Origin of the sequence: Pseudomonas sp. BRG-100, from assembly GCF_000737955.1 — a bacterium.
In the GTDB taxonomy this organism is placed as follows: Bacteria; Pseudomonadota; Gammaproteobacteria; order Pseudomonadales; family Pseudomonadaceae; genus Aquipseudomonas; species Aquipseudomonas synxantha_A.
In genome coordinates this window covers 1,785,425-1,798,251 of the sequence record NZ_JPRX01000001.1, presented here as the reverse complement: position 1 = coordinate 1,798,251, position 12,827 = coordinate 1,785,425, and the positions used below count along the sequence as shown (strand labels likewise).

General features: G+C 56.5%; 23 protein-coding genes and 1 pseudogene. 12 read left to right on the top strand and 12 right to left on the bottom strand.

Features of this window, described 5'->3' with window-relative positions; all coding sequences use genetic code 11:
* Positions 1-130: 130 nt before the first annotated feature.
* From JH25_RS19255 to JH25_RS27885, 10 genes are all read right to left on the bottom strand, one after another.
* The gene (locus JH25_RS19255; RefSeq protein WP_032877437.1) at positions 131-325 is read right to left on the bottom strand and encodes a hypothetical protein; all 195 of its coding nucleotides are present in this window, start codon (positions 323-325) and stop codon (positions 131-133) included.
* Entirely contained in the window at positions 322-513 is a 192-nt protein-coding gene (locus JH25_RS19260) for a hypothetical protein (protein ID WP_032877436.1), read from the bottom strand. The genes JH25_RS19255 and JH25_RS19260 overlap by 4 nt, the downstream gene beginning before the upstream one ends.
* Positions 510-947, bottom strand: coding sequence for a hypothetical protein (locus tag JH25_RS19265; protein ID WP_032877435.1), 438 nt, complete (start codon positions 945-947; stop codon positions 510-512). Before JH25_RS19265 ends, JH25_RS19260 begins: the two co-directional genes overlap by 4 nt.
* 19 nt (positions 948-966) lie before the next feature.
* Positions 967-1,152 carry a hypothetical protein gene (locus JH25_RS19270; protein WP_032877434.1) on the bottom strand — a complete coding sequence of 62 codons (186 nt, stop codon included), beginning with the start codon at positions 1,150-1,152 and terminating at the stop codon, positions 967-969.
* Between the two features lie 21 nt (positions 1,153-1,173).
* A complete protein-coding gene (locus tag JH25_RS19275) occupies positions 1,174-1,506 on the bottom strand; it encodes a hypothetical protein (RefSeq protein WP_032877433.1) in 333 nt (110 codons plus the stop codon).
* A gap of 15 nt (positions 1,507-1,521) precedes the next feature.
* Positions 1,522-1,713 (bottom strand): hypothetical protein, encoded by a 192-nt coding sequence (locus JH25_RS19280; protein WP_032877432.1) that lies wholly within the window; start codon positions 1,711-1,713, stop codon positions 1,522-1,524.
* A gap of 227 nt (positions 1,714-1,940) precedes the next feature.
* Positions 1,941-2,072, bottom strand: a complete 132-nt coding sequence (locus JH25_RS29205) for a hypothetical protein (protein WP_268872684.1) — start codon at positions 2,070-2,072, stop codon at positions 1,941-1,943.
* A 461-nt stretch (positions 2,073-2,533) separates the two neighbouring features.
* Positions 2,534-3,415 carry a hypothetical protein gene (locus tag JH25_RS19285; protein ID WP_032877431.1) on the bottom strand — a complete coding sequence of 294 codons (882 nt, stop codon included), beginning with the start codon at positions 3,413-3,415 and terminating at the stop codon, positions 2,534-2,536.
* Entirely contained in the window at positions 3,412-4,290 is an 879-nt protein-coding gene (locus JH25_RS19290; RefSeq protein WP_032877430.1) for a hypothetical protein, read from the bottom strand. The genes JH25_RS19285 and JH25_RS19290 overlap by 4 nt, the downstream gene beginning before the upstream one ends.
* Entirely contained in the window at positions 4,271-4,846 is a 576-nt protein-coding gene (locus tag JH25_RS27885) for a helix-turn-helix domain-containing protein (RefSeq protein ID WP_081883291.1), read from the bottom strand. Before JH25_RS27885 ends, JH25_RS19290 begins: the two co-directional genes overlap by 20 nt.
* 108 nt (positions 4,847-4,954) lie before the next feature.
* Here JH25_RS27885 and JH25_RS19295 point away from each other — a divergent pair, with 108 nt between their 5' ends.
* From JH25_RS19295 to JH25_RS19350, 12 genes are all read left to right on the top strand, one after another.
* Positions 4,955-5,155, top strand: coding sequence for a Cro/CI family transcriptional regulator (locus JH25_RS19295; RefSeq protein WP_032877429.1), 201 nt, complete (start codon positions 4,955-4,957; stop codon positions 5,153-5,155).
* Between the two features lie 68 nt (positions 5,156-5,223).
* The gene (locus JH25_RS19300) at positions 5,224-5,691 is read left to right on the top strand and encodes a YmfL family putative regulatory protein (protein WP_032877428.1); all 468 of its coding nucleotides are present in this window, start codon (positions 5,224-5,226) and stop codon (positions 5,689-5,691) included.
* Between the two features lie 61 nt (positions 5,692-5,752).
* On the top strand, positions 5,753-6,556 hold the full coding sequence (locus JH25_RS19305) for a Rha family transcriptional regulator (protein WP_032877427.1): 804 nt from the start codon (positions 5,753-5,755) through the stop codon (positions 6,554-6,556).
* Positions 6,557-6,558: 2 nt separating this feature from the next.
* Positions 6,559-7,278: a helix-turn-helix domain-containing protein gene (locus JH25_RS19310; protein ID WP_032877426.1), complete on the top strand. Its 720-nt coding sequence runs from the start codon at positions 6,559-6,561 to the stop codon at positions 7,276-7,278.
* Positions 7,275-8,018, top strand: coding sequence for a replication protein P (locus JH25_RS19315; RefSeq protein WP_032877425.1), 744 nt, complete (start codon positions 7,275-7,277; stop codon positions 8,016-8,018). Before JH25_RS19310 ends, JH25_RS19315 begins: the two co-directional genes overlap by 4 nt.
* Positions 8,015-8,452 (top strand): hypothetical protein, encoded by a 438-nt coding sequence (locus JH25_RS19320; protein ID WP_032877424.1) that lies wholly within the window; start codon positions 8,015-8,017, stop codon positions 8,450-8,452. The genes JH25_RS19315 and JH25_RS19320 overlap by 4 nt, the downstream gene beginning before the upstream one ends.
* Positions 8,449-8,670 carry a hypothetical protein gene (locus tag JH25_RS19325; RefSeq protein WP_032877422.1) on the top strand — a complete coding sequence of 74 codons (222 nt, stop codon included), beginning with the start codon at positions 8,449-8,451 and terminating at the stop codon, positions 8,668-8,670. The genes JH25_RS19320 and JH25_RS19325 overlap by 4 nt, the downstream gene beginning before the upstream one ends.
* Positions 8,667-8,789 (top strand): hypothetical protein, encoded by a 123-nt coding sequence (locus JH25_RS29200; RefSeq protein ID WP_268872683.1) that lies wholly within the window; start codon positions 8,667-8,669, stop codon positions 8,787-8,789. The genes JH25_RS19325 and JH25_RS29200 overlap by 4 nt, the downstream gene beginning before the upstream one ends.
* Complete coding sequence (locus JH25_RS19330; protein WP_032877420.1) at positions 8,786-9,202, top strand: recombination protein NinB; 417 nt, start codon at positions 8,786-8,788, stop codon at positions 9,200-9,202. The genes JH25_RS29200 and JH25_RS19330 overlap by 4 nt, the downstream gene beginning before the upstream one ends.
* A 330-nt stretch (positions 9,203-9,532) precedes the next feature.
* Positions 9,533-10,144, top strand: a complete 612-nt coding sequence (locus JH25_RS19340; RefSeq protein ID WP_032877418.1) for a recombination protein NinG — start codon at positions 9,533-9,535, stop codon at positions 10,142-10,144.
* A gap of 187 nt (positions 10,145-10,331) precedes the next feature.
* On the top strand, positions 10,332-11,018 hold the full coding sequence (locus JH25_RS19345; RefSeq protein ID WP_032877417.1) for a hypothetical protein: 687 nt from the start codon (positions 10,332-10,334) through the stop codon (positions 11,016-11,018).
* Positions 11,019-11,283: 265 nt separating this feature from the next.
* Positions 11,284-11,796 (top strand): acyloxyacyl hydrolase, encoded by a 513-nt coding sequence (locus JH25_RS19350; RefSeq protein WP_032877416.1) that lies wholly within the window; start codon positions 11,284-11,286, stop codon positions 11,794-11,796.
* A gap of 363 nt (positions 11,797-12,159) precedes the next feature.
* On the opposite strand, the pseudogene JH25_RS29350 reads toward JH25_RS19350, so the two are convergent.
* Positions 12,160-12,567, bottom strand: a pseudogene (locus JH25_RS29350) (type II toxin-antitoxin system HicB family antitoxin); the annotation flags it as partial.
* 51 nt (positions 12,568-12,618) lie between these two features.
* Positions 12,619-12,798, bottom strand: a complete 180-nt coding sequence (locus JH25_RS19355) for a type II toxin-antitoxin system HicA family toxin (RefSeq protein WP_032877415.1) — start codon at positions 12,796-12,798, stop codon at positions 12,619-12,621.
* Between the last annotated feature and the right edge of the window lie 29 nt (positions 12,799-12,827).

Sequence of the window (12,827 nt, the reverse complement as noted above, 5' to 3'; positions counted from 1 at the left end):
ATTGAAGGTGTTGTTTATTGAGTAATCAGGCCGCCTACAGCGGGGCCCAGTAGAACGATGGTGAGGAAGGTCAGGCCAACGATGGCCGACAGAGCGCGGATGGCGCGGCGCCCGTGCCGCTGGTGGGTGGTCACGGCCGAACCCTCACCGCGATTCGGCCACCCTTCATTGTCGGCGCCAGGCGCTGAGGCAGATCCCGCACCAGGTCTTCACGCTTGCGCCCGATCAGTTCGTTGAAGGGAAGGCCGAAGCCCAGGATGGCAATGCGGCGCTCGATGTCGTCGAGCTGGTCGTCGATCAGCGTTTTCACGACTGGAGTGGTCATGCGGCCTCCTTGCGCTGCCTGGTGATCTTCAGGAGGCGCTGGCAGTAGTGGGCGAACTCTTCATTGGTGATGGCGTTGCCGGTGAGCATGTTGGTGATCATGTTCAGGACGACGCGCTGGGCGCCTGGCTCGCTGGCGGGATGCTCCAGGGCCTCGAGCGCTTCATCGATCAGGATGTGCGGGCTCATAGGTCGGCATCCACGTCGTCTTCTGCCTCTTCCCGCTCCGCTGCTACAGCATCGGCGGCGTAGGGCCTGAGCAGGTCCATGGCGACCTTCTCGGCGGCTTCGATGGGGCGGGGCTGGCCGATCAGGTCAGCGGCGTGTCCGCGCGAATCGGCCTGGCTGCCCAGGATCGAAGACAGGAACAGCCGGGCGAACGAATCGCGCTGGTCCAGACCGTCGATCTGGCGCTGATTTAGGACGCCTTGCAGGTAGGTGCAGAACCGGTCGAACGTCACCAGCTGCGGCTGGCCGTAGCGGCGCTTCCACTTGATGTCCATGCCGCACACCAACTGTTCCGCTGAGTGTTCCAGCCATTCCTGTTCCGCGCTCGCCTCGCTGACCTCTGGAGGCAACTGAGCGTCGTAACGCTCCTGGCATATCTTCAATGCTGCGTTCATGGTCGCCTCCAGGGTGGCGTTATCGGTGGGTCCGATTGATTTCGGAAGCGCGCTGGCTGTCGCTCAACTGCTCCCAGCGGTCATGCTGGTGGTTGTGGTCGTCCAGCGCCGCCTGATTACTGGCGCAGCAGGCCTCGCAGTAGCCTTCGTGCAGTGCCTCTGTTTGGAAGCCACATTGCGGGCAGTCGAACTGTTTATCGCTCATGGCGACCTCCAGTGTTTGGGGTTAGGCGGTTGCCTTGGCTATGGTCTGCTCGAATCGTTGAGCAAGCCCAGCGTTCACCTCGGCTTTTTCCAGGCTCTCTGCGGTGCATTTGGCTCGGTGCAGTGCCTCGTAGCGACGAAGGGTTTCAGCGGCTACTACCAAATCAGCCAGCAAGTCAGGCGCAGCGGCCATCAACGTGGCGTTGGCTGCGGCGTCGTCGTGCTCAATGCCGTCGGTGAACACGCACTCGGATTCAAGAAGCGAAGCAAGGCGCTGACCCTCGCTATCCTCAACAACCCAGAAATGACGCTCTTGAATCGGGGTCCAGTTTCCTGGCGTATGTTTGGTTTCCATGACTTTCTCCTTGGGCTAGGCGGTGGTGATGACTACTTCACGAAAGCGCGATGGGCTCCAGTCGCAAGATTCGTCGGCCGGGATGTGGCCGAACATCAGCGTGCAGCGGCGGCAATGCACGCAGTCGCCGCAGGTCTTGCCATCGGGCAAATTCATTTGATCGGCGTTGCCCGCCTGCCGTGGATACCGCGCTCGTTGCTCAGGCATGACTCTCTCCATTCGTTGGCTTCCAAATACCTCCAGGGGGTCTAGAGGCATTTGTGAAACCAGATGGCTACCTGAATCAGCAGGGAGCCATCTGTACCCGGTCACTCTGCTGGAGTCGGGCCGGGGTAGGTCGTCATAGGTGCTTGATGTAGGTGGCCTCGTTGCGAGGAGTGTTGCTTCGTCCACATCCGTCTGCCCACTCGGTGGAATGGACAGAGGTGATGCGGTCAAAAGAAAACGATGCAGCAAGGGCCGTCGTAACCTTCCTCGCATACAAAGGCCTGGGCCTGACCGGTAGATACCGTCCAGCCTTGAACGTAAACGGTGCCCGCGAAACGGCTTTTGATCATGATTTGCATTTTCTTGCCCTCCATTGATTTCCAATGCCGCCTCATAGAAGCGGCATCAGTAAATCTGTGGGTGTTTCATCTCCACCACGCGCATCGCCCGATTCATATCTCTGGCCGGCGTCACACATTTCGTGGACGGTGTTCTTCGCCGACCGGCTTGCGTGGTTTCGCGTACTCACATCTGGTGAGCACGGCCAGTTCCAGAGCTGGCATGGGGATCGAATTTGTTTTTCGCGCTGTTCGCCGTATTGGCGATGCCTCAAGGGCTTCCCGTTTCCGGGGATCGATCCGCGAAGATTTCAGGTTTTTAAAGAGCGGCGGGCGGAGGCCCTTCGCAGTGACTGTGTGTCGCTGCGATGGGTGAACATTACCAATGGCATTATTTACTGTCAATGCCATTGGTAATAATATTTGTCGATGGCAATAAAAAGCCCGCACTAGGCGGGCTGATTTGATGGATGATTTAGGCGTTATGCAGCTCTATCGTCCCACCATTCGATTGTTTGGTTGGCCAATGCGTCAGTCGACACTGCTTCGATGACGTCAACACCAGCCTTGCTGGCCCGATCCATCTGGCGAAAGGCTGTGTCGTGGACTTTCCGAAATTCCTCTGCGGACATGCCGCTATCAGAACTGGGCATAAGTACCGAAATAGACCCTTTTCGATCTGAGTTGCTCGTGATGAGCAGAATGTCCGAGGCTGCTTGCAAGATGTTGTGCTCAACCACCAGCGGGCTCTTGTACCACGCCGAGACAATTGTGCCGGCGGCGTCACTGCTAAGCAGGGGGACGTCTACTTCGATGCGGTTCGCAGAACCTTTCATTTTTAAGCTGAATCTTCCCTGCTGAATAATGCGGGATGCCTTCAGCCTCATTTTCTCTTCCATTATTCTCAGCACGCCGTCTCGAAGCTTGGGTGTGGAGTGATAGCGGAAGTGGTCACGCTTGGCTCCAAATTTTGGGCGGGCGAGGGTCACTACGTCATTGAAGAACTCATCGACGACGCTTTCTGCAGTGGCGCCAGATGCAAATAGGGCCTCTCCCAGTCGAACATCGTGTCCGATAAAGTCAGGAAGATTACCGCCATAACTCAGCAGGGTGGCCTCTACGTCTTGAAGGTAATGCACCAAATCGTTTTGATCGATTCGGCCGTCATATAAGCAAGCCAGGCGCTGGAAGGTGTCGAGCATTCGAATCTCGACTTGCACGCCATGCTGGAAGGCAACCCCCACATTAAGGAACTCCCCTGCATCAGGATCAAGGCACATGCTTATGCTTCTCCAGGAGCCACGCACGAGCTCCTGGCGGGGTGCGCCACCTATGCGACTTCTGAGCTTTTCGGAGATATTCATGATATTGCCAGCATTCCAAGTTCCTTGGAGTATCGGTCATTATCCAGACGCGCGGCAATGAAGTCGACCACCTGGGCCGACCCCTCGTCGCCTAGAAAGCTCGATAGCATTTCCGTTGTTTTTTCTGCTCCACCATCCCGAAACGCTACAGAGAACGAATTGTACGCGAGCAACCTTGCGCTTCGAACGGGTAAATTCTGGCTCCACTGAGGGACATAAAGATCGATTATTTCCATCAGCCTATTTGGGCACTTCCTTGCCCCGCTCAGCTTGGCTGGAGTCCAGTCAGGCCATACAAATAGCCTTCCATGATCTATCAAGGTGTACGAGCCGCTAGACGCCCACAGCAGGTTTCCTAGGTGCCTGTCAGAGTTTTGAAGCCATGCATCAAAAGACAAAATTGCCGGGATAGATTTGTTCTTGGATAGCTGCGCTACAAGTCTCTTTGCTCGACGCTCCTTCATAAAATCAGGAAAACCATCCACGTGCTTTTGCACGAGATTGGGATACGTCGTGTCTTGCGAGAACCACGCCAAATAGCTTTTTTGTGGGCCTGAGGGAGAAATAAAGTCGAGGGCGCGCTGAACTCTCTCAGGGATTTGATCGCGATCCAGCTCAATTACCCCTGCATTCTTGGCCACCGGGAGACCAACGATACCGGCCAGCGCATACCCGATTGCCTCGCTTACGATTTCAAATGACTCAAACTCGTAGGTGCCCGGCCTTTCCCAAACCTTATCGGGGATCGGCTTAACGTAGCAGTGCAAAGACTCGTCACCGACCCGAATTTTTGCGCGGAATAATGGGTTAAGCCCCGTTTTTACTGGGTCACGCAATTGACCACCGAAGCAGTCGCTATTCAGGAACTGGATCATTTTGAGTCAGCTTTTTCCTTAAACGCTGATGAGGCGATTCTGTTTTGGTTGGGGTCCTGATCGAGAGGCGAGTAGCGATGGCCTCCAATAGCAGAACATCTTGCTCGCTCAGCAGCCCAGAATCTGCGGCCTCTGCAATCCGCTCGAGTGCCGATCTAGACCTTGGGCTTGCAGCCAAGGCCAGGGCCCTTGCTCTTTCGCCAGCCCCCGTAAAATCACGATCAGATTTGGACGAATCTTCTCCATCCAGCGAGATGGCGGTGCCAGATCCGGCGTGCCGCTGGTCGATGGACGACGCCATTTGAGAAATCTCTTTGGCGAGGCGCTCACTAAATTCCCGAACATCTACCTTCAATATGTTCGCGAACGAGGCGGCAATCGAAGGATTGAGCGGGTTAACGCCATTCAGATAGTGGCTGACGGAGCTTTGATTGATCTCTAAGGCGTGAGCCAGCTTCTCCTGGGTCAGGCCAAGCTCATTTTTCTTTCTATTGAACAGTGCCTTCAGCCGAAGGCACTCATCCTTTTTGTCTTGCGGTAGGGGTTTCTTGCTCATCCCTGAATCGTATTCCCATCGGTAATATAGCTACAAATGCCAATGGCATTTACTTTTAAAAATGCCATAGGTAATATCCGTGCATGAAGAACCACGGAGATCACTCCCATGAACCGAATTCACATCACTGATTTTGCCCGCTGGCTTGGGCAGAGCGAGGCTGCCGCTCTGCTGGGGATGACGCAGGGCGCCATCAGTAAAGCCATTCGAATCGGCCGTGACATCTATGTCACCCCTCACCCGAATGGGATTTGTACAGCAGAAGAGGTGAGAGCCTTTCCTTCGCAGAATCAACGCCTCGCCAGCTAAGCGACATCCCTGTCCGCCGTTCCATTGAAGCAATTCTGACCGCAACCGACCCAAGGAAAAACTAGGACATGAAAACGCCCGTACTAGAGACCCGCCGCCAAGTAATGGCAGCCGTGTCCAACGCTTTCCCTGGCGGGATGGATTGCGCAGCTGCTCGCCTCGGTATCAAGGACAAGCGCCTGGAGAACCAGATCTATGAAACCGCCGGGTGCAAGCCGCTCAGCGATGTCGAGATCCACGTACTGGAATGCGAGACCAAGACCGAGCATCTGCCGGACTACATCTGCGCGATGTACGGCGGCGTGTTCGTGAAGATCCCTGAAGCGGGGGAGCTGGACAACGTCGATCTGTATCAGCGCTCGCTGGCCGCATCCGCACAGCGTGGTGCGCTTGACCAGATGGTGGCTTCCGCCCTGGAAGACGGCGAAATCGACGCGAGCGAAGCAAAGAAGATCCGCGCCCTGCACGCCAAGTACATGTCGGCGAGCCTTGAGGCCATCGGGGCGGTAATTGAGTTGCACAAAGCCCGCGCATAAATCGCAGGCACAAAAAAGCCAGGTTCGTGGCCTGGCTCATTGCTACTTCAGCGAGGCAATAATGAATACACAATCCATCCCCGTCAATACCCCCAACAATCTCGCGCCACATTTTCCGCAATCTGAAAACGTGGCGCTCACCACGATGTCGTCCCGTGAGATTGCAGATTTGACGGGAAAGCGTCATGACCACGTCATGCGCGACATCCGCAACATGCTCTCAGAACTGAAAATCACTGACCCCAAATTTGGGGGCACCTATATGGACGGCTCTGGACGCTCAATGCCTTGCTTTCATCTGGATCGCGAGCTTACAGAAACCCTGGTGACTGGGTACAGCATTCCGCTTCGCCACAAGGTCATCCGCCGACTTCATGAGCTGCAGGATGCTCAGGTCGCCCAGCCTGTTGCGATGCCGTCCTACGCAGAGGCTTTGAGGCTATACGCTGACCAGATCGAGCAGACGGCGGTTCTGCGCGTCGAGAATCACCAACAAGCCACAAAGATCCATTCCCTGGAGAACCTGTTCAAGGAAGGCATGACCCACACCCAGTTCTGCAAGGGCCTCAATGGGGTCAACGTCATGCAGGTGGGCAAGTACCTGGAAGCGCGCAGTTGGCTCTACAACGAGAGCAAGTCCGGCACCCGTCACCGTGTGGGCTCGTACGCCCGCGACAAATACATGACCGAGCACCAGGTCGAAGTCACCCCGCACGGCAAAGAACCGTTCATCTCCTACACGCCCATCCTGCTGAAGAAGGGCGCCGCACGCCTGTACGACCTGTACCTGGCCGGCGATCTGCCCATGAAGAAGACCTGGGATGGCCTGTTCACCCATGACAAGGCGATGCGGGGTGCAGCGTGAGCATGGAGCTGATGGTCAAGGCCATGAAGACCAAGGTCGGGAACCCGCTGCGAAAATTGGTGCTGATCAAGCTGGCCGACAACGCTAACGACGTGGGCGAGTGCTGGCCGTCCTACCAGCACATTGCCGACCAATGCGAGATCGACCGCAGTACTGTTCGCCGCCATATCAAGCACTTGGAAGAGCAGCGTCTGCTGAAAATTGAGAACCGCGATGGCCCGAAAGGCAATTCGTCGAACCTCTATTTGCTGACCCTTGGAGGTGTAGGCACAGAAAGCACACCTGTAGGCCAAAAAAGCACAGGTGTAGGCACACAGCCTACACCCCCTGTAGGCCCAGAAAGCACCAGAACCAGTCACTCTTTTGAACCAGTCATTGAACCAGTAGAGCAGCCGGTCGCTGACGCTCCCTATGCGGGCAAAAAGAAGGCTTCAAAATTCGACCCGCTTACCTGCAAGCCGACCAACGTTAGCGAACAGGTTTGGGCTGATTGGTGCCAGCACCGCAAAGAGATCCGCAAGCAGCTGACCAAGACCACCTGCGAGCGCCAAGCCAAGACCCTGGCCGGCCACCACTGGCCCGACGCCGTGATCATCCAGTCCATCAGCAACGGCTGGACTGGTCTGTTCCCAGATAAGGTCGTGCCTGGCGGCAGAACTGTTGGCAACGGCCCTGACTACTACGACCAATCGTGGCGCACCGATACGAGTGATGACCTATGAAGAACGTCACTCAGATGATCCCAGGTGCAGCACGGGCCCTGGCCACCGCCGCCCCTTATCAGGCCCCGGCGCAGACAGGTACCCAACTGGGCGTTGTGGATGATGCCACCGGTGAAGTGGTGGAGCGCCTGTTTCGGCAGTTGCAGGCCATCTTCCCGGCGCACAAGCAGGCCTGGCCAGACGACAAGGCCAAAGCCGCCGCGATGCGCAACTGGACGATGGGCTTTATGGCCGCCGGCATTCGCTCGCTGGAGCAGATCCGCTATGGAATCAAGCAGTGCCGGAAAAGCGGCTCTCCGTTCGCCCCAAGCGTCGGCCAGTTCATAGGCTGGTGCACGCCTGGGCCGGAGGCGTTTGGTCTGCCAGCGAGCGCTGACGCATGGGTGGAGGCATTGATGGGCGTCTACAGCCACGAAGGCGTGAAGATCGCGGCCATTGCCACCGGCTTGTTCGACCTGCGTTCCGCCAAACAGGAAGACAAGGGCCTTCGGCAGCGCTTCGACCACAACTACGCCGTGGTGATACGCCGCGCCCAGGAAGGCCAGCCGATGGACGGGAAGATCCTCACCGGTATTGGCCACGACAGCCAGAAGACCGAATTCGAACTGGCAAACGAACTGGCTGACCAGCAAGTCCAGGCAAAAATCATTCAGCAAGGCATCCCGGCCGACGGCAAGTCCGCCCGCGAACTGCTGCTGGCCAAGTTCGGCAAGAACAAGACTCAGGAGCAACGGACATGACCGACTACACGGACCTCCAAAAGGCTGCCGAATACGCCGCCCAGGACACCATCAAGTTCGCCGACGAAGAGGAGGAAATGCGAGCGCTCCAGCAGTTCCACGAAGAGGTTGATCCCGTAACAGTTCTGGCCCTGCTCGCCGAGAACGACCATCACGCCATGTGTGCCAGGCAGTGGGAGGAGGCCGCCATGCAGTGGGGCGCCGAGCGCGACCAGCTCAAGGCCGAGAACGAGGCGCTGCGCCGTGAACGAGAAGGCAAGGTGCTTTGTGATCTGGAGCTGTTCGAAACCCTGCGCGATGCGGCCAACACCGAAGCGGACGAACACCGACAGTGCATGGCGACTTACCGCCCGCTGCGTCAGGCCAATCTGGATTCTGTCGTGAAGAAGTGCGACGACCTGCTCGCCGCCATGGGCAAGGGAGAGCAGTCATGAACGAGATTGCTCAATGGATCGGCTACGGAGTGATGATTTGTTCGGCCGTTGGCGTCCTGGCCTTGGTTCTTTTCGTTCTGTCCTATGCCTGCGTAACGATCGTGAACAAGTGGATCAAGGCAATGATGCGAGCCTATGACTTGAACACCCTGCGCAAAACCATGCGTCAGCTTGAGGCGGAAGGCAAGGTCAGCAAGAAGACGGGGGTTCAGTCATGAGCACGCGCAAACACCTTGAGCGCTTCGCCTACTGCACGCTCCTAGTCCTTCTCTCGTCAATCCTCATCGGCCTGGTTCTGGCGGTGTGGATGGGCATTTATGCGGGGTTTGCCCAATGACCAGCCTCCAGATCCGCAACGAATCAGACCGCGCAAGGGTGCTTGGTCATATCGCTGGCATGGACATCACCAAGCCCAAGAAGCTCGCCATCACCGAAGTGGACCGCAGCGGGGAGCAGAACAAGGCGCTGCACGCGGCGCTGGCAGATATCGCAGCCCAGGTCGAGCACGCCGGTAAGAAGTGGGACGTCCTGATCTGGAAGCGTTTGCTGACTGCCGCCTGGCTGCGTGAGTCGGGCGACCAGCCGCAAATGATCCCTGCGGTAGACGGCAACGGCTTCGACGTCATCTACGAGCGCACCAGCAAGCTCACCGTGAAGCAGTGCGGCGAGTTGATTGAGTGGGTTCACGCCTTCGGCGCCGAGCACCAGGTGCGATGGACGCAGAAGGACAATTGGGGAGGTAGGTACTGATGGATTACGCAGATATTTACGGAGTCCTGATTGCCTTGGCCCTGGTCATCGGGACGGTACTCGATCACCGCCGCAAGCGCGCAGTAGAAGACTTCGAACGCAAGTGCCGCGACCGTAAGGCCGAAGTAGAGCGCGCAGTGAGGAGGGCGCTATGAGCCACGACAACGGATACGGAAAGCCTTGCCCTGGCTGCGGCGAGCCTATGAGCAACATGCCAAGCCTGAACCTTCGCCAGTGCGCTACAGGCTGCAAGGAGAAGTTCGACTGGAAGTTGGCCCAGGGTCAAGCGCCATTGTTCGGTAACAACCGGCAGACAGCCAAGGAGGCTGTATGAAGCGCACCCCGCTGCAACGCAAAACCCCGCTCAAGTCTGGTGCATCACGCCGCAAGCGCTGCCCAGAGTGCCGAGTGATGTTCGCGCCTGCCCGTGACTCGCAGGCGGTTTGCGGTGAGATCGAATGCGCGATCGCTCATGGACAGTCCGAGAGGGGGAAAGCGACCGCTCGCAAGGCGCTGGCAGAGGTAGGGCGCCGGGAGATCAAGGTACGCAAGGAGAAGCTGAAGACCAGGGCGGACCACCTCAAGGACACACAGCAGGCATTCAACGCCTGGGTGCGCGCCCGTGATGCGGCACTGCCATGCATCAGCTGCGGCCGCCACCATGAAGGCCAGTATCACGCGGGCCATTACCGCACTGTAGGAGCGAACCCAGAGTTGAGGTTTGAACCGCTCAACGCTTGGAAACAGTGCGCCCCATGCAACAACCATCTCTCAGGAAACCTCATCAATTACCGAATCTCGCTCCTACAGAGAATTGGCGAGGAAAAGGTGGCATGGCTTGAAGGCCCTCATGAGGCCAAGAAGTACACCGTGGAAGAACTGAAGGCGATGACCACCGAATACCGGGCAAAGACCAAAGAACTCAAGAGGGCTGCAGCGTGAATATTTTTGAATTTATGTCAAACAGTCCAGTGCTGACATTCTTCCTTGTCTGGATGTTGTGCGGGCCGGCTGTGTGGCTCATATCGCTTCCGTTTAGAGCCGTAAACATCGCTATTCGCGGGTGGCCACCAGCTCACATTGATGCAGCTGGAAAACTAAAAAAAGTTGAGAAGACTGGGGGCGAAGCATGAAACTGATCAACGCAAGGCAGGTATGGACCGAAGCTCAGCATGAATCGAACGCGTCGATCAGCGCTGTAGCAATTGACCGGGCAGAGTCGGCACCGGTGAAGACTGGAGGGCGCATCGGCAAGCGTGACGCCCAGTTCCCAGCCATGGGCAGCGAGAAAGGGGAGGAGGCCGGGCGCTTCTCCGTGCCTGGGCAGCGGATCAGCATCAGCGAAACCCGGCGCACATCCGCGGGCAAGTCAACGGCCCGCGCCGCCCACCTGGCCACCATTGGTAAAGTCCTGCGCGCTATCGGCACCCTGCCATTCCAGGAGCAGCAGTTCGGGCACTACCTGTATCACCCATGCATGACGCTCGCGCACGTGCTAAACGCCGAGAAGCTGATCTGGAGCTGCGTGGACTTTTCCACCCTGACCGAAGCCAAGGAGGCGAAAGTGCATTGCCTTGTGACGATGGCCCTGCAGTCCTACAAGGTCGAGGCTCACGACGGCGCTCAGTGGGGTCCCGCTCGTATCGCTGAGGGTATGCTCAAGCTCTACGGCATCCACATAGAACCCAAAGTTTGGGATAGGGACTGGAAAGAAGCGTGGAATTTCCTGCGGGATGCCATTGAGGAAGTGGATATTCGTGTGCAACAGCCGGTATGGCAGGTCATTCACTCAGAAAAAGAAGAGGTAGCGGCATAAAGGTATTGTCATGTTGGGGTTTTTGATGTACTTTTCCCATAGTGCACAAGTAACGCGAAACGCACACGAAACCTTAAACCCGGCCAAGCGCCGGGTTTTTTATTGGGTGTGATATGTACGGATACGCGGAGAGTGGGGGTACTTGGCCAAGACACGCTTGAAAAATCACGGGTTGAAAGTTTTTGGAGCGATTAGGATACTGCTTGCCTCTGAGTGTCTCCAAAATACGTAATTGCCTGTATTTTCAATACTAACTGGTCATAAAATGAAGAAAATAGTACTCGCTGCTTTCGTGCTTTCTTGTGCAGTCCTGAACGTGCAGGCTGCAGAAATATCTGGCGCTATTGGTGCCACTAGTCAGAGTGGTCTGACTGCCCGAACGGCGCTGGGTTTTGGTTGGGACAAGGCCTGGTTGCAAAGTTCGACAGGCAAGCTGACAGGTTATTGGGATCTGGGGTACACGTACTGGGAATCGGGCAAAGAGGCTGGTGCCCGTCACTCTGTCTCTTTCTCGCCAGTTTTCGTTTACGAGTTTGGACAGGGCAACATCAAGCCGTTCATTGAAGCTGGCGTCGGCGTCGCAATGTTTTCGGGTACGACCGCTGGCGATCAAAAATTCGGATCCTCCTTCAACTTTGAAGATCGGATCGGCGCTGGCTTGAAGTTTGGCGATACGCAGCGAGTCGGTATTCGCGCTACTCACTATTCAAATGCGGGCATCAAACAGCCAAACGACGGAATCGAATCGTACGCTCTTTTCTATAGTCATTCGATCTAAATAGCACAGAGAAACCCGGCAAAGCGCCGGGTTTTTTGAGCCTCAAATTAGCCGCCACGGTTCCATTGCAAGAGATGGCGGCTATTAACAACCTGAAAGTTATGCCATTGGCGCAAACGAGAATGCTGACCAGCCTTTGATTTTCAAGTTGCGCGCATCCTGCTCTGTAAGCCACCAACGAGACTCAAGATCGTTAAGGTTAATCACGCTCTCTTGTGGTGTAATCCCTTCATAATCCAAGCGGAGTTCATCTGGGAGGGCCGAGAAGGGAATCGTTGGGAGTTTGACCAAGATGGCCCTATTACCCTTCGGACCGAAGCCTGGGTAGAACTGAATTTTAACGGCTGCCGGATCGATAGGCTGCACGAGTATTCCTACTCCAAGAGCGGAGAGAGCTTTTTCGATCGCTTCCATCTTGGAGGTGTGGAGGAAGTCCACCAGGCGATCGCCTTGTGTCTGGGCTACGCCAAGCAGACGGCACAGATCGGCCTTGCGCATATCGCGAGCCATCATCTCGTTCCACAGGAATATCTTCGCCACGGTAACGGCCGGAAGGCGAACAACATATTCGCCTTCCTCTGGTGCTGATGCCTGGGGAATCGTCCGACGCTGATCAACATAGATAGACAAGGTTGACTCGATCGCATCCACCGATTCACTGATGGCGTGATTTTTGTCGTCGCCGTAGCTGTTCAGCTCTGGTAGATCGCGGCAGAAGACGGCCACCCCTGTGGCGCTGTCTTGCTCAAAACGGATTGCATAGTCGTACATGGTCACTCCTTGGAGGTGATGCTCTGCGCTCAGATGTGGTGAAGGGGGCTCTCAGAGCCCCAGTTGTTTAATGATCGCCTTGCGGGTCGGTTCTGGCATTTCCTTACTACCGTGATCCGCGAAGGTGGTCCTGTTGCCGTTTGGGGCTATGACTTTGAAGTGGCTTCCTTTGCCGGCTTCGAAGATCACCCCTTTGGCCTTTAACCATCGTCTGAACTCGCTGAACTTCATCACCTCGCCTCGTTGTTTGGATGGGTCCA

Coding starts and splice junctions, on each gene's coding strand:
- JH25_RS19255 (WP_032877437.1), bottom strand. CDS start 325: ATGACCACTCCAGTCGTGAAAACGCTGATCGACGACCAGCTCGACGAC.
- JH25_RS19260 (WP_032877436.1), bottom strand. CDS start 513: ATGAGCCCGCACATCCTGATCGATGAAGCGCTCGAGGCCCTGGAGCAT.
- JH25_RS19265 (WP_032877435.1), bottom strand. CDS start 947: ATGAACGCAGCATTGAAGATATGCCAGGAGCGTTACGACGCTCAGTTG.
- JH25_RS19270 (WP_032877434.1), bottom strand. CDS start 1,152: ATGAGCGATAAACAGTTCGACTGCCCGCAATGTGGCTTCCAAACAGAG.
- JH25_RS19275 (WP_032877433.1), bottom strand. CDS start 1,506: ATGGAAACCAAACATACGCCAGGAAACTGGACCCCGATTCAAGAGCGT.
- JH25_RS19280 (WP_032877432.1), bottom strand. CDS start 1,713: ATGCCTGAGCAACGAGCGCGGTATCCACGGCAGGCGGGCAACGCCGAT.
- JH25_RS29205 (WP_268872684.1), bottom strand. CDS start 2,072: ATGCAAATCATGATCAAAAGCCGTTTCGCGGGCACCGTTTACGTTCAA.
- JH25_RS19285 (WP_032877431.1), bottom strand. CDS start 3,415: ATGAATATCTCCGAAAAGCTCAGAAGTCGCATAGGTGGCGCACCCCGC.
- JH25_RS19290 (WP_032877430.1), bottom strand. CDS start 4,290: ATGATCCAGTTCCTGAATAGCGACTGCTTCGGTGGTCAATTGCGTGAC.
- JH25_RS27885 (WP_081883291.1), bottom strand. CDS start 4,846: ATGAGCAAGAAACCCCTACCGCAAGACAAAAAGGATGAGTGCCTTCGG.
- JH25_RS19295 (WP_032877429.1), top strand. CDS start 4,955: ATGAACCGAATTCACATCACTGATTTTGCCCGCTGGCTTGGGCAGAGC.
- JH25_RS19300 (WP_032877428.1), top strand. CDS start 5,224: ATGAAAACGCCCGTACTAGAGACCCGCCGCCAAGTAATGGCAGCCGTG.
- JH25_RS19305 (WP_032877427.1), top strand. CDS start 5,753: ATGAATACACAATCCATCCCCGTCAATACCCCCAACAATCTCGCGCCA.
- JH25_RS19310 (WP_032877426.1), top strand. CDS start 6,559: ATGGAGCTGATGGTCAAGGCCATGAAGACCAAGGTCGGGAACCCGCTG.
- JH25_RS19315 (WP_032877425.1), top strand. CDS start 7,275: ATGAAGAACGTCACTCAGATGATCCCAGGTGCAGCACGGGCCCTGGCC.
- JH25_RS19320 (WP_032877424.1), top strand. CDS start 8,015: ATGACCGACTACACGGACCTCCAAAAGGCTGCCGAATACGCCGCCCAG.
- JH25_RS19325 (WP_032877422.1), top strand. CDS start 8,449: ATGAACGAGATTGCTCAATGGATCGGCTACGGAGTGATGATTTGTTCG.
- JH25_RS29200 (WP_268872683.1), top strand. CDS start 8,667: ATGAGCACGCGCAAACACCTTGAGCGCTTCGCCTACTGCACGCTCCTA.
- JH25_RS19330 (WP_032877420.1), top strand. CDS start 8,786: ATGACCAGCCTCCAGATCCGCAACGAATCAGACCGCGCAAGGGTGCTT.
- JH25_RS19340 (WP_032877418.1), top strand. CDS start 9,533: ATGAAGCGCACCCCGCTGCAACGCAAAACCCCGCTCAAGTCTGGTGCA.
- JH25_RS19345 (WP_032877417.1), top strand. CDS start 10,332: ATGAAACTGATCAACGCAAGGCAGGTATGGACCGAAGCTCAGCATGAA.
- JH25_RS19350 (WP_032877416.1), top strand. CDS start 11,284: ATGAAGAAAATAGTACTCGCTGCTTTCGTGCTTTCTTGTGCAGTCCTG.
- JH25_RS19355 (WP_032877415.1), bottom strand. CDS start 12,798: ATGAAGTTCAGCGAGTTCAGACGATGGTTAAAGGCCAAAGGGGTGATC.